This is a genomic window from Burkholderia sp. 9775_39, from assembly GCF_015712225.1.
GTDB lineage: Bacteria > Pseudomonadota > Gammaproteobacteria > Burkholderiales > Burkholderiaceae > Burkholderia > Burkholderia cenocepacia.
In genome coordinates this window covers 15,951-29,560 of sequence record NZ_JACCQC010000008.1, presented here as the reverse complement: position 1 = coordinate 29,560, position 13,610 = coordinate 15,951, and the positions used below count along the sequence as shown (strand labels likewise).

General features: G+C 63.6%; 16 protein-coding genes and 1 tRNA gene. 8 read left to right on the top strand and 9 right to left on the bottom strand.

Annotation, left to right across the window (positions count from 1 at the left end; genetic code table 11):
• The first annotated feature begins 181 nt into the window (after positions 1-181).
• Positions 182-1,126 (top strand): LysR substrate-binding domain-containing protein, encoded by a 945-nt coding sequence (locus H0X90_RS12900; RefSeq protein ID WP_077190929.1) that lies wholly within the window; start codon positions 182-184, stop codon positions 1,124-1,126.
• A 211-nt stretch (positions 1,127-1,337) separates the two neighbouring features.
• A complete protein-coding gene (locus H0X90_RS12895) occupies positions 1,338-1,805 on the top strand; it encodes a LysE/ArgO family amino acid transporter (protein WP_230463880.1) in 468 nt (155 codons plus the stop codon).
• 3 nt (positions 1,806-1,808) lie between these two features.
• On the opposite strand, the gene H0X90_RS12890 is transcribed toward H0X90_RS12895, so the two are convergent.
• From H0X90_RS12890 to H0X90_RS12865, 6 genes are all read right to left on the bottom strand, one after another.
• Positions 1,809-2,975, bottom strand: a complete 1,167-nt coding sequence (locus tag H0X90_RS12890; RefSeq protein ID WP_077190930.1) for an enolase C-terminal domain-like protein — start codon at positions 2,973-2,975, stop codon at positions 1,809-1,811.
• A gap of 338 nt (positions 2,976-3,313) precedes the next feature.
• A complete protein-coding gene (locus H0X90_RS12885; protein ID WP_006496617.1) occupies positions 3,314-3,658 on the bottom strand; it encodes a cupin domain-containing protein in 345 nt (114 codons plus the stop codon).
• An 813-nt stretch (positions 3,659-4,471) separates the two neighbouring features.
• Positions 4,472-5,257, bottom strand: coding sequence for a hypothetical protein (locus H0X90_RS12880; protein ID WP_125345771.1), 786 nt, complete (start codon positions 5,255-5,257; stop codon positions 4,472-4,474).
• A gap of 448 nt (positions 5,258-5,705) precedes the next feature.
• Complete coding sequence (locus H0X90_RS12875; protein ID WP_102898764.1) at positions 5,706-5,957, bottom strand: hypothetical protein; 252 nt, start codon at positions 5,955-5,957, stop codon at positions 5,706-5,708.
• Position 5,958: 1 nt separating this feature from the next.
• On the bottom strand, positions 5,959-6,405 hold the full coding sequence (locus tag H0X90_RS12870; RefSeq protein WP_139352360.1) for a hypothetical protein: 447 nt from the start codon (positions 6,403-6,405) through the stop codon (positions 5,959-5,961).
• 112 nt (positions 6,406-6,517) lie between these two features.
• Positions 6,518-7,324: a hypothetical protein gene (locus H0X90_RS12865; protein WP_127447485.1), complete on the bottom strand. Its 807-nt coding sequence runs from the start codon at positions 7,322-7,324 to the stop codon at positions 6,518-6,520.
• 294 nt (positions 7,325-7,618) lie between these two features.
• Between H0X90_RS12865 and H0X90_RS12860 the strand changes: the two genes are divergently transcribed.
• Positions 7,619-7,693: transfer RNA gene (locus H0X90_RS12860), tRNA-Gly, on the top strand.
• A 120-nt stretch (positions 7,694-7,813) separates the two neighbouring features.
• A complete protein-coding gene (trmB, locus tag H0X90_RS12855; protein ID WP_077190955.1) occupies positions 7,814-8,590 on the top strand; it encodes a tRNA (guanosine(46)-N7)-methyltransferase TrmB in 777 nt (258 codons plus the stop codon).
• A gap of 93 nt (positions 8,591-8,683) precedes the next feature.
• On the opposite strand, the gene H0X90_RS12850 is transcribed toward trmB, so the two are convergent.
• The 3 genes from H0X90_RS12850 to H0X90_RS12840 form a co-directional block, all read right to left on the bottom strand.
• Positions 8,684-9,514, bottom strand: coding sequence for an undecaprenyl-diphosphate phosphatase (locus H0X90_RS12850; protein ID WP_006488560.1), 831 nt, complete (start codon positions 9,512-9,514; stop codon positions 8,684-8,686).
• 79 nt (positions 9,515-9,593) lie between these two features.
• Positions 9,594-10,175 carry a DUF1439 domain-containing protein gene (locus tag H0X90_RS12845; protein WP_077190957.1) on the bottom strand — a complete coding sequence of 194 codons (582 nt, stop codon included), beginning with the start codon at positions 10,173-10,175 and terminating at the stop codon, positions 9,594-9,596.
• Complete coding sequence (locus H0X90_RS12840; protein WP_027783753.1) at positions 10,172-10,489, bottom strand: YkgJ family cysteine cluster protein; 318 nt, start codon at positions 10,487-10,489, stop codon at positions 10,172-10,174. The genes H0X90_RS12845 and H0X90_RS12840 overlap by 4 nt, the downstream gene beginning before the upstream one ends.
• A 174-nt stretch (positions 10,490-10,663) precedes the next feature.
• On the opposite strand from H0X90_RS12840, the gene hemN reads away from it, so the two are divergent.
• The 4 genes from hemN to H0X90_RS12820 all read left to right on the top strand — a co-directional run bounded on the left by hemN (position 10,664) and on the right by H0X90_RS12820 (position 13,508).
• Complete coding sequence (gene hemN / locus H0X90_RS12835; RefSeq protein ID WP_077190958.1) at positions 10,664-12,055, top strand: oxygen-independent coproporphyrinogen III oxidase; 1,392 nt, start codon at positions 10,664-10,666, stop codon at positions 12,053-12,055.
• Positions 12,056-12,151: 96 nt separating this feature from the next.
• Positions 12,152-12,409 (top strand): hypothetical protein, encoded by a 258-nt coding sequence (locus tag H0X90_RS12830; protein ID WP_006488573.1) that lies wholly within the window; start codon positions 12,152-12,154, stop codon positions 12,407-12,409.
• A gap of 104 nt (positions 12,410-12,513) precedes the next feature.
• Positions 12,514-13,170 carry a protein-L-isoaspartate O-methyltransferase gene (locus H0X90_RS12825; RefSeq protein ID WP_006488564.1) on the top strand — a complete coding sequence of 219 codons (657 nt, stop codon included), beginning with the start codon at positions 12,514-12,516 and terminating at the stop codon, positions 13,168-13,170.
• Between the two features lie 14 nt (positions 13,171-13,184).
• Positions 13,185-13,508: a rhodanese-like domain-containing protein gene (locus tag H0X90_RS12820; protein ID WP_006488544.1), complete on the top strand. Its 324-nt coding sequence runs from the start codon at positions 13,185-13,187 to the stop codon at positions 13,506-13,508.
• Positions 13,509-13,610 lie beyond the last annotated feature (102 nt).

Genomic DNA, 13,610 nt, shown 5'->3' with positions numbered 1-13,610 from the left:
TGCCGGCGGGGCCGGCTCTTGCGCCGCGTCCGGTCCGGAATGGCCGGCAGTCGGGCTCTTTTGTGAGACGAGTATAGAAACGCTATCGATCGCTGAAAAATATGATATTCATCTTGCTCGATCGGATTGGCTTATGGCTCGAATCGGGCGTGATTCGGGCTTGAATCGGGAGACGGCGGCGATGGACTTGAGACAGTTGCGCTATTTCGTGAAGGTCGTCGAATGCGGCAACGTCACGCACGCGAGCGAGGCGCTGCACGTCGCGCAGCCGGCGGTGAGCCAGCAGATGCGCAATCTCGAGCAGGATCTCGGGATGCAACTGCTCGAACGAAGCGTGCGCGGCGTCGCGCCAACCGCCGCCGGCCGCACGCTGTACCGGCACGCACTCGAACTGCTGCGCCAGGCCGACGGCACGCGCGAGCTGCTGCGCCGCGACGCCGACACGCCGCAGGGCCGCGTGACCGTCGGCATGCCGTCGAGCACCGCGCGCGTGCTGGCCATTCCGCTCGCCCGCGCCGTGCGCGACCGCTATCCGGGCATCATGCTGGAGCTGATCGAAGCGCCGAGCGCCGATCTCGACACGCTGCTCGAACGCGCGCGGCTCGATCTCGCGATCGTCGTCGATGCGGTCGACACGCGCGGCATCGCGATCCACCGGCTGCTGACGGAAACGCTGTACCTGATCACGTGGCCCGAATTCCCGGTGCCGGACGACCCCGTGCCGCTCGACGCGATCGCGCGGATGCCGCTCGTGCTGCCGAGCGCGCCGAACACGATCCGCAACCGCGTCGACTGGGCGATGCGCGAGGCCGGCCTGTCGTATGAGATCAGCTTCGAGGCAAGTTCGACCGGGCTGCTGTTCGCGGCCGTGATGGCGCAGCTCGGCGTGACGATCCTGCCGTGGACGGCCGCGCACGTCGAGATCGAGGAGCGCAAGCTGAAGCTGTCGACGGTCGCGCACCGGCTGTTCGCGCGCGACCTGTCGCTGTGCTGGCACGACACGGCGCTCGTCAGCAACGCGGTGCGGAAGGTGAAGGGTGAAATCGTCCGGCTGTTCGACACGCTCGGGCAGCGGCCGGAATGGGCGGCCAGCCGGGCATTGACAACGCCCCCCGGCGCCCCTTAACGTGGCTCCATCGTAACCATCACCGGTTCAGCTTAAGAGGTTGTCGGCCCGCTCGTGCTCGACACCTCTGCCTTCCTCGAAGGCCTGCTGCTTGGCGCAGGCCTGTTCACGTCGGTCGGTCCCAAGGACGCCTTCGTCATCAAGCGCTCGCTTTCGAGCCCTCACCTGCTCCATCGCCCTCGTCTGCGCAGGCAGCGACGCATTGCTGATCGTGCTCGGCGCGCACGGGCTGTCGGCATTGCTGTCGCGCCATGCCGCCGTGGTGGCAGCCGCGCTGTGGGCCGGTATCGCGTATCTCGCCGGCTACGGCCTGCTCGCGCTGCGCTCGGCGATCGTCGGACGGGAGCCTGAGCATGTAGATGGCTCACGCGTCGCTAGCGAACCCATGCGGTCGCGCACGCTGCTCGCGACCGCCGCGGTTTCGCTGCTCAATCCGTATGCATGGATCGATACGGTGCTGCTGCTCGGGACCGTGATCGTGAGCCACGCGCCGTCTGCCCGCGCACCGTTTGCGATCGGCGCGATGACTGCTTCGCTGGCGTGGTTCCTGATGCTCGTCTATGGCGCACGCGCGTGCCGTGCGTGGTTCGCCCGTACGCTCGCGTGGCGCGTGCTCGATGGCTTCGTCGCGGTGATGATGCTCGGCTTCGCGGTGCGTTTCGCGATCGACGCGCTTTAGGCGTCAGCGGCCCGATAGCGATATCGCGCGGAACGCGTCGTGCGCGTGGGCATGCAGCTCGAATCCGATACCCGGTGCCTGCGGCACGCGCGCGTATCCCGCGTCGACGATTTCGCCATCGGCCAGTCCGCTGAACGGCTGGAACGCGAACGGGCTGACTTCCGCGCCGCCGAGCCCGAGCGCCGCGACGACGTGCAACGAGAACAGATGGCCCCCATGCGGCCAGAACGCGTCACGCCGCCAGCCGCGCGACACGAAGTGATCGACGATCTGCAGATAGCCCGGCAGCCCGTAGCTGTGCACGGGATCGAACACCAGCACGTCGCGGTCGGCACGCAGGCCGCCGTAGCGGTCGAGCAGCTTCGCTTCCGCGAGCGAAAACAGCGCTTCGCCTGCTGCGATCGGCGGTGCGTATCGCGTGGCGACGTCTGCCTGGAGCGGCAGGTCGAGCGGGTCGCAGATGTCCTCGAACCACCAGAGGCCGAACGGCGCGAGCATGTCGGCCGCCTCGTGGGCGGTCGTCGCGTCGTACGTGTTCATCGCGTCGACTGCGAGATGCGAAGGGCCTGCCAACTGCGCGGCCGCGGCGTCGATGCGGCGCCGGTCCTGATCGAAATTCGCCCCGCCGATCTTGATCTTCGCGTGCGTGTAGCCGAGATCGACGATCCGTCGTATCTCATCCGGCAGGCGCGCGAGATCGTCATGCGGATAGCGGTAGCCGCCGCCCGCGTAGACGCGCACGCGTGGTGCTGCCGCGCGTTGGAGACGATCGGCGAGAAAGCGATGCAGCGGCAGATCGGCGATCTTCGCGGCGGCGTCCCAGATCGCCATGTCGAGCGTGCCGACCGCGACGCAGCGTTCGCCGTGCCCGCCCGGCTTCTCGCCGGCCATCATCGCGCGCCACGCGCGGAACGGGTCGAGGTTCGTGCCGGCTTCGTCGGCGAGCGTATCGGCGGCGGCCAGCAGGCGCGGCGCGAACCGTTCGCGGATCAGGCCGCCCTGCGCGAAACGGCCGATCGACGCGTAGCCGTAGCCCGTCACCGGGCGGCCGTCGCGCACGACGTCGGTGACGACCGCGACGACGCTCGTAGTCAGGCCGCCGGAGGCAATCGCCGGATCGGCATAGCGGGATACGGGAATCGCGCGTTCGTGGATCGCGGTGATGCGCATGGTCGGGGTTCCGGTGGGGCGTCCGGCGCAGGCGGAAGGTTCGTGCGCTGCAGCGGAAACGGTGGGCGGATCGCTGCATCTTAGGGGTTTGCGTGACGGCGTGCAGAGCCGGCAGTGACCGTTATCGCGTCGTCGTCAGCGCACAACCCGGCGTCGCATTCGTCACGGGTTGCGGTCGGATAGCGGGCGCGGGTGCGCCCGCCGAGCCCGTGAGCGCGCTCGGCGCACCGCTTCCGAACCGAGTCAAGTTGGGTCGAGCCGGAGTCCTCGGTTGCCGTCCCGGCTTCGGGAACCGGGAAGATGTGTGGCGCGTGGGTTGAGTCGAATCGACCGGCCCGTCAGGCAAAGACGAAGTACTTGCGCACCGTCTCCACCACCTCCCACGTCCCCTTCATGCCGGGTTCGATCACGAACACGTCGCCAGCTTTCAAGTGCTGCGGCTCCTCGCCTTCCGGCGTGATGATGCAGTAGCCATCGAGGAAGTGGCAGTACTCCCATTTTTCGTAGTTCACCTCGAACTTGCCCGGCGTGCAGATCCAGGTACCCATGATCTTGCTGCCGTCCTTCGAGACGTACGCGTTGAGGTTCACGGTGTGCGGATCGCCGCCAATGCGCTTCCACTTGGTCGCATCGAGGACAGGCGTCGGGCAGGTTTTGCGCAGAACGGTGATGAAATCGGACATGTCGGCTCCAGACTGACGATCGTGTAAGAGGCTTGTCACGTTAGTTCGAAAGCGTTGTCGCGACTTGTATGCTTCCGACACCGACTCGTCTATTTTCGACATGGGCTGGCGTGTAAGCGCGCCGCCATCGCGTTTGTAGTCGGGCCTCGGCACCGCAGCGCCGCTCTCGTTACTGCCGACTTGCGGGCGCGTAGCCGGCGCATCGCGCGGGTGCGTGCACCCCGAGCGCGAAGCCCGTTTGCCGGCTGCTCCAACGCATCACTTGTAACAATCACGACCAAACCCTATACAATCACCCGATCTGCGGGCGTCGTATAATGGTCATTACCTCAGCTTCCCAAGCCGCAACGGCTGGAGCAAACGCACTGTTTGCGCGGGGTTTCGCGGTGATTTTTCTGTTGGAGATGTACGGATCCACGTATCACGCGGGATTCACGGCGATGCCAGTTTTCACCCCAGCATCAAATCAAGCGAAACCTGCTGACCTAGCAGGAAATGCCGCGCCACTTACGTAGCGCGGCCCCCGCTTAAAACAGCGTCAGTTGATTAGGCCACGAACGCCAATGCTGGCGCACCTGCTCCGTGCGGCCAAAGCGAAATCGCGTGTATTGCCGCACAAATACACTCTTGGGGTTGGATGCCAACGGCATGTCAATCCTCACAGTGAAGATTCGAAGGCAATAGTTGCCCACAACCCCTTGAGCGTATAAACTCAAGCCGTCTGCCAAGACAGGTTGTAGGTGGTAGAGGGGTGCCTTCACCACCTTGCCAGAAGCCCTCACGACGCGCCAACGTCGTGAGGGCTTTTATTTCCTAGCCCTCAGCCTCCCCCTCCCCATCATCGGTGAGCTGCAAATCGATGTACGCCTTCAACCGGGCCTTATCCGCCTCAAAGAAGGGAATAGGAATCTCCAACCACGCCTGGCGGTTCTTTGGTAGTCGGACCGGTATGCGAACCATTTCTTCGCTTGTCTCGCGCACCAAAGATTGACGACGCACCTCGACCTGATCGGACAATGCGTCCCGACTATCTACCTGCTGCTGAGGTGTTTGCGCGTAATCCACGTCGACAGCCACGACAGCATCCGATTGCTCTTCATCCCCGCCGTCAACAGCAGCCGGCGACGATTCGTAATACCCAACGAAGCCAACAGACTCCCGAAACAGGGCCACAACGTTGTCAGCCGTTCCCGAAGAAAATCCCTTCTGGATCAAGTCGAATTTAATCGTGGCATCCGACGGTAAGCGGGCCTCGTACTTCTCCAGCAGTTCCGCGAATATCGGGGGCGTCGTCAGCATCTTGATCAGCAGATCACGCTTGATGCTTGCACTGGGAGCAAAATGATAGGACTCGAAGTCTTTACTGACGGCCAGATACCCTTCCTTTGGCCGCTCGACCAGCCCGTAATACCTCAGCGAGGCGAGCGCCTGAGCTGCACGACCGTTCTTCGAGTCCTTGTAACCCAGCCCTTGGGCCACAACGTCGACCGAGGTGGCATGCCGCCCCTCCTTCTCGTACAGCTTCACCGTCCGCTCGAGAGCGTCGGTAAGCGGCATCGATGGCGCGCGCGGGCTTTTTTTCCGAACAACAGTGTCCATCGGGGCACTCTCAGAAAGTTACACGGACCCGATTTTACACACGGCACAGGAAAACGCAAGACTTTCGCCGCACCACAAACCCAACAAATAGACTCGCCAAGAGAATGCATCGACGAAATCAAAGAGACTATATCGGCAAATCACTACTAACTGATTGTTTTTATTGATGTTTTAAAAAGCACAAAAGACCCGACGGCAACCACAGGTAGACTCATCTCGGGAATCGATGGCGTGATTCGGGCTTTCCCGGTCTCTCCAGGTTGACTCGCAGAGCCCCCCCTTCCGGTAACTCGCTTCCAAGCGCGGCCCACACCGCTCCGTCCGCAATAGGTTCATCACTGCCGTTCCACCATTGCATCCAACCAAGCGATCCGACTCAGAATTTGACCGCAAAACAAAAGGCTCCCGCAGGAGCCTTTCATAGAACGATACGATCCAGCAGAGAAAATCACTTCTTGCCCATCGGCTCGTGCTTGTCCTTAATCATCTGGTAGTAGGTGCTTGCACCGGCCTTCGTCAGCTTCACCTGGGCGATGAACTTCTCGATGATATCCTTCCGGGTCACATCCTTGACGGTCCGCATCCGCTTGTAGATTTCGGTTGCCAGTTCCATCTTCGTCGGCGCGGCCGCCGTCGCCTGTGCCGCATTCGCTGCGGTATTGTTCCCCGTCGCGTTCGAGGCGGCGTCCCGCACGCGCACATTAAGGCACCAGCCCGATTTCCTGTACGTGCAGTTCAACGGCATCGATGAAGGCACCGAGCGTCCGCGACTCGAACTCGCAAACGTATCCAGCTGACCGTACTCGCCCCCCTGCCGCACGTAGCAGATCCTTGAGAATCTTGCACTTCCTGATGTAGTCACCCCGCTCCGTCACAGACACGCCACGCTCCGACAAGGCAAACTGGTTCCGTTGATACTTGTTGGAAAAAAATACCGAACTGAACCTCACGCACTCACGATAACGGCCACGGTCATCCAACCGCACCAGATCGACCGTTACCTCGCTCACACTGTAAAACTGCTCGATCTGATGGCGAGACATCTGTGCCTTCTCAGCGATGGTCGCAGTCTGCTTGTCGCACAATTCGAGGTAACGCTTACGGTCAATACGCTCGGCATTCGCAATCGCCAACAACTCCTCTTCCACGATAGCCTTCTTCGCACCGTAGTACAACTCCGTGTGCGGTTGAATTTCGGCGACTGACGAAAACCGAATCGATACTCACACTTCCATCACGCAAGGTTCCATTCAGAACTCGTTATTTTTGGATACGGAGCAATCTTCTAGTGTGCACACTCCCCCTCACTCCATTTCCATCATCCCATTCTTCGTGCCGTTCTTCGTAGGATGGTGGAGCAGGCGGCACTTCCAAAGCTCCCTTTAGCAACTCCTCCTCAACGCGCTCCCTTGACCACTTGGCGTCAATGAATGGACAAAAGTAAGCGGGGCCAGAATTTTCCCAGTAAACATGAGAGAAGAAGGCTCGTGCCTGAGAATGAAGTGCCTCAGGAATAAATAAAAAAGCGACGTCCTTGCACTCAAAACTCAACGCCCCAATGTGCCGCCACTCCCTTTCCCATTCATATTCGTACGAGTTAAATCCATACACTCCTGGCGCATCGATCATCGAAGTTATACGCCATATTGGATTTTCAGGATCATCAGCACCGGCTTTCATCAATTTCTGCAATGCCATAAGCTGGTCGCTGCCCTTTCTAGCATACCAAATCGGGCCTCCTCCACGTGTGGCAATGAATTGCTTGGAGAAGCCAATACCAAACTCCGACTTGCGACGCTCGCTTAGGCGTGACCATTCTCCAGGTGGAATCTCGCTGAAGCATACACTCATTTGTTTCTCAGTGTCCGGCGCAAGCTTTCTACCAATTCCAAATGGAGCGCCTGGTTTCAACGTCCCTCCCGACAGAATGCTCAACATGGTCCCGTAGCCTTGATCACCTGTTTTGTTTATCTTCACGAGTCCTCCCTTGGTTGCTCCCTTGCCTTTAGCAAAATGCACCAAATAATTGGACATATCTGCCCAGTGACTCGGATAATCGATAGTCATTTTATGTATTCGCCCAATGAAGTCCGTGTGGCAATTGACGGGGAAAACCAATTTTACCGTGGCAAGTTGCCGTTTTGTGCTGGTAGATTGTAGACAGAAAGATCTCGAAGCATGCCGACTAGAAATTCGTCGGGAACCGAAAGGCAACAGCCGAACAGCAGGAACTGACCGGACTCTCACCGCCACTGCCAGCGACGCCACCGCTCCAGCATCGAGCCATGCCAGTTTCGCTGCCACTGCCCCAAACCGCCCGCTTGCCATCCTCACCCAAACCCCTGTAGAATCTCCAGTTCTGCGGGCGTCGTATAATGGCCATTACCTCAGCTTCCCAAGCTGATGACGTGGGTTCGATTCCCATCGCCCGCTCCACTTTCCGGCTGCACAACAGCCTGCGCATGAGCCGCCTCGTCGAAGGCGGCTTTTTTGTACCGCGCCGGCGCTTCCCGCGCGCCCGATGCCCTCGCCCGAACCGAGCCTTTCTCTGTACCGATGATGCACGACGATCCGAACGAAGCCGGCCTGCCGCCGCACGACGACGCCATTCCCGACGAAGCCGACCAAGCCACCGAAGGCGCCGACGAAGTCAACCCGCTGCACCACCGCCGCATCCGCAGCTTCGTGACGCGTGCCGGCCGCGTATCGACCGGCCAGCGCCGCGCGCTCGACGAATTCGGCCCGCGCTTCGTGGTCCCGTATGCGCCGGAGCTGCCCGACTGGGACGCGATCTTCGGCCGCAGCGCACCACGTATCCTCGAGATCGGTTTCGGGATGGGCGCGTCGACCGCGGAAATCGCCGCGCACCGCCCGGGCGACGACTTCCTCGGCGTCGAGGTGCACGAGCCGGGCGTCGGCGCGCTGCTGAAGCTGATCGGCGAGCAGGATCTGTCGAACATCCGCATCATCCAGCACGACGCGGTCGAGGTGCTCGAGCACATGCTCGCGCCGGAAAGCCTCGACGGCGTGCACATCTTCTTCCCCGATCCGTGGCACAAGGCGCGTCACCACAAGCGCCGGCTGATCCAGCCGCCGCTCGTCGCGCATCTCGCATCGCGCCTGAAACCCGGCGCATACCTGCACTGCGCGACCGACTGGCAGAACTACGCGGAGCAGATGCTTGAAGTACTCGGCGCGGAACCGACGCTCGAAAACACCGCCGCCGATTACGCACCGCGCCCCGACTACCGTCCGGTGACGAAATTCGAACGGCGCGGGCTGCGGCTCGGCCACGGCGTGTGGGACTTGGTGTTCCGCAAGCGCGCAAGCTGAGCGGCTTCGCCCCACGCAAAATGAAAAAGCCCGACCGGCATCTCTCGCCGGTCGGGCTTTTTCATGGGCCCGCGCATCGGCCCATGCTCGGCATCACGCCCAGTTCAACCACCCGCTGTAACCCACCAGCAACACGAACAGCCCGAACGCGATCCGGTACCACGCAAATACCGTGAAGTCGTGCGTCGCGACGTAGCGCAGCAGCCAGCGCACGCACACGAACGCACTGACGAACGCCGCGACGAGCCCGAGCGCGAACAGCCCGAGCGAATCGACGGTGAACGCCTGCCAGTCCTTGACGGTTTCGTACAGCGTCGCGCCGAAGATGATCGGGATCGCGAGAAAGAACGAGAATTCGGTGGCCACGCGGCGGTCGAGCCCGAACAGCATCCCGCCGATGATCGTCGAGCCCGAGCGCGACATGCCGGGCACCAGCGCGAAGCACTGCGCGATCCCGACCTTGAACGCGTCGAGCGGGGTCAGCGCATCGACCGACAGCACGCGCGGCGGCTCGCTGCGTTCGCGCTGCCGCGCCTCGGCCCACAGGATGATCGCACCGCCCACGACGAGCGCGAACGCGACGGGCACCGGCGAGAACAGCACGGCCTTGATCTTCTTCTCGAACAGGAGGCCGAGGGCGATCGCTGGAATCGTCGCGATCACGACGTTCAGCGTGAAGCGCTGCGCGTCGGGCCGGCTCGGCAGCCCGGACACGACGGACACGATCCGCTGCCGGTATTCCCAGCAGACCGCGAGGATCGCGCCGAACTGGATCACGACGTCGAACGTCTTCGCGTGCGAATCGTTGAAATTCAGGAAGCTGCCCGCGACGATCAGGTGACCGGTGCTCGACACCGGCAGGAATTCCGTCAGCCCCTCGACGACGCCGAGGATCAATGCCTTGCAGATCAGGATCCAGTCCATCCGTGGCCCAACTCCGAAATGGTCGAAAGAAAAGGCCACTCTTGCGCGCGCGGCCCGCCCGGCCGTGCGCGCGCCGTCGTCACTTTTCGACGATCGCCACGCGTATGCCGTTTGTAAGAATCGTAATTGTACCGGGTTCGTAGTTCACCCCGGCAAATTGGAGCTGTTCGGGCTTGAACGTGTAGATCGGATAGTTGGTCAGCAACTGCGTCGCCAGCAGGCCTGCGGCCGCGCCGACCTGCTGCGCGTACATCTGCGCGTCGCCGTCGAGCACGAGGCTGTCGACGGCCGGCGCCTTCAGCACGACCGAGCGGCTCGGCGCGTCGTACGCGAGCTGGCCCGACACGGTGAACTTGCCGCTGACGGGCCCGCGCAGGAACGGGCTCGCGAAATTCGCGTCGAGCTGCACGGCCACGCGGTTCTGGTCGGGCAGCAGGTTGACGGCCGGGTTCGCGAGCGACACGTCGACCACCTGCGCGACCGTCTTCTGGTAAGGAAACTTGCGTGCGACGGCCTTCTGCACGTCGCCGCGCGAGAACGTGTAGTGATCGGGAATGAACGGGAACGTCGACGCGCAGGCGGCAAGCGATACGCACACGCCGACGGCGCCGATGGCGGCAGCGAGAAAACGGCGCCGGCCGGGCGCGCGAGCAACGGTCATGCTGAACTCTCTCCTGGATGCGCCGGCCGCGTCGCGGCCTCGAGGCGCGTGAGCCACGCGAGCGCGTCGTCGCGCGACGCGCCGCACATGTCGGCGGACGGCTGCAGCCCGGAACAGCACGCGGGGCGCTCGGGCCGGCCGAAGATCATGCAGCGCAGGTCGTCGCCGAGCTGCACGCAGCGCACGCCGGCCGGCTTGCCGTCGGGCATGCCCGGAATCGGGCTGGAAATCGACGGCGCGATGCAGCACGCGCCGCAGCCCTCGCGGCACGCATGCGGCGGCGGAACTTCGGCGGGTGCCGGACGGACAGGCATTTCGACGGACACTCGGCTCTCTCGACGAACAACGAAAAACGGTGCGGCAACCGGACGCGGCGTCCGGCAGCCCCACCCCGCATTGTGCCATCGCCCGCTGCGACGTTATTACACAATGCAGCCCGATCGCGCGTTCATATACTCGGAAGCATCCCAAAAAAGCGCGAGACCGCCATGCGTTCTGGTTCTGCCGACACGATGTTCCGTCCCGATTTAGTTGCGAAATACGGCGCGAACGGGCCGCGCTATACGTCGTACCCCACCGCGCTGCAGTTCCGCGACGATTTCGACCCGGCCGACTACGGTCGCGCGGCGCGCGACCCCGGCGCATCGTCGAGCGACCTGTCGCTGTACTTCCACATCCCGTTCTGCAACACCGCGTGCTTCTACTGCGGCTGCAACAAGATCGCGACCAACAACCGCCGCCGCGCGCGCCCGTATCTCGACCAGCTCAAGCGCGAAATGGCGCTGCAGGCCGCGCTGTTCGATCCGTCCCGCCCCGTCACGCAACTGCACTGGGGCGGCGGCACGCCGACCTTCCTGTCCGACGACGAAACGGCCGAACTGATGGCGGCCACGCGCGAGCATTTCTCGCTCGCGCCGGATACCGACGCCGAGTTCTCGATCGAAATCGACCCGCGCACGGTCACGCCGGCCACGCTCGTGCACCTGCGCACGATCGGCTTCAACCGGTTGAGCCTCGGCGTGCAGGATTTCGACCCGGTCGTGCAGCAGGCGATCAACCGCATCCAGCCGCTCGCGATGACCGCCGACCTGCTCGGCGCCGCGCGCGCGACGGGCTTTCATTCGGTCAGCGTCGACCTGATCTACGGGCTGCCGCACCAGACGGTCGCGGTGTTCGCGCGCACGCTCGAGACGATCATCGAACTCGCGCCCGATCGCCTGTCGGTGTTCGGCTACGCGCACATGCCGCACCTGTTCAAGATGCAGCGGCAGATCGACGACGCGACGCTGCCGCCGCCCGAAACGCGCATCGCGCTGCTCGGCCTCGCGATCGACATGCTGACGTCGGCCGGCTACGTGTACATCGGGATGGACCACTTCGCGCGGCCGTCCGACGAGCTGGTGCGCGCGCAGCGCAACGGCACGCTGCAGCGCAATTTTCAGGGCTACAGCACGCGTGCGGATACCGACCTGATCGGCTTCGGCGTGTCGTCGATCGGCAAGGTCGGCGACGTCTACGCGCAGAACGCGAAGGACCTGCCCGCGTACGGCGCCGCGCTCGACGCGGGCCGGCTGCCGATCGCGCGCGGCGTGCGGCTCACGCCGGACGACCGGCTGCGCCGCGACGTGATCACGCAACTGATGTGCAACCTGGAACTGCCGTTCTCGCATGTGGAAGCCGCGCACGGCATCCGCTTCGCCGATCATTTCGCACGCGAGCTCGACGCGCTGCGCCCGTTCGAGCGCGACGGGCTGCTGACGATCGCGTGCGACCGCCTGACGATCCACCCGGCCGGCCGGATGGTCGTACGCAACATCGCGATGGCGTTCGATGCATACCTCGGCCAGACGCCGCGGCAGCGCTACTCGCGCACGGTTTAGGGCCGGTTCGCGCCGGCCACGGGCGGGCCGCCGGCCGCAAGCAGGCGGCCGGTTTGATACAGTGTGAGGCTTACACCCGCTTCGCCAGCCCCCAAGATGCGCACCACCAAAGCGACCCACGCGGTCGAACGCCTGAAGACCCGCTCCGGCAACCCGCAATTCGCGGCCGTCGCGATGGCGGGCGGCCTGTTCTATCTCGTCGACCGCTCGGGCGGCACCGCCGAGAAGCGCTGCGAGCCGCTGCCGCTCGACGAATTCGTCAAGTTCGTCGACGAATTCGGCCCCAAAAAACCGCGCAAGGCGAGCAAGCTCGACCTCGCGTTCGAGGCGCAGATCAAGAAGAGCAAGGGGTAAAGGTCTGTTGCAGGCCGCCTGAAGGCTTCGCGGCCGTGCCCTTTGGTACAATCACGAAGTTTCTCTATCCCCGCTGATGGCCGACCTGGCTGCGTGACCACACCATGAATATCGAAAACGCGCGTTTCAACATGATCGAACAGCAGATCCGTCCGTGGGACGTGCTGGATCTGGATGTCCTGGGCCTGCTGTCGATCGTCAAGCGTGAAAACTACGTTCCGGCCCAATACCGCGATCTCGCATTCGCCGATCTCGAACTGCCGCTGCCCGGCGGCGCCAGCAAGATGCTGTTCCCGCGCGTCGAAGCGCGCGTGCTGCAGGAGCTGGGCGTCAAGAAGCACGAGAACGTGCTGGTGATCGGCGCGGGCTCGGGTTACCTCGCCGCGCTGTTCGCGCATCGCGCGCAGCACGTGACGGCCGTCGAGATCGATCCGGCGATCGCGAAATTCGCGGAAGACAACCTGCGCAACGACGGCGTGACCAACGCCGAAGTCGTGCTCGGCGACGGTTCGCGCGGCTGGGCCGCGAAGGCGCCGTACGACGTGATCTGCGTCGCGGGCGGCCTGCCGGTCGTGCCGCAGGAAATGCTCGAACAGCTCAAGGTCGGCGGCCGCCTGTCGGCGTTCGTCGGCGGCCGTCCGGTGATGAAGGCGCAGATCATCACGCGCATCGACGACAAGCAGTACCGCGTGGCCGACGTGTTCGAAACGTACATCGACCATCTCGTCAACGCGATCGAGCCGTCGCGCTTCAAGTTCTGAGCGGCGGAGCCTCCATGCAGATCCTGACGCCCGCGATGCTCGCGGAATGGCTCGGCGACACGGCGCGCCCCGCGCCGGTCGTGCTCGACGTGCGCGAGCCGTGGGAAATCGCGACCGCGCAGATCGCCGGCAGCGTGTCGATTCCGATGCAGCAGATTCCGGCGCGCAGCGAAGAGCTCGACGACGAAGCGGAAATCGTTTGCGTGTGCCATCACGGGATGCGCAGCGCGCAAGTCGCGATGTTCCTCGAATCGCGCGGCTTCACCAAGCTGTACAACCTGCAAGGCGGGATCGACGCGTGGTCGCGCGACGTCGATCCGTCCGTGCCGCGCTACTGACCGATCCTTCCGGCCGCGCATCATGCGCCGCCGCGCCGCCCGGCCCCCGCCGCCGGCCGCACCGATCCGCCGAACGGGCGCGCATTGCGCGCCCGTTTCTCT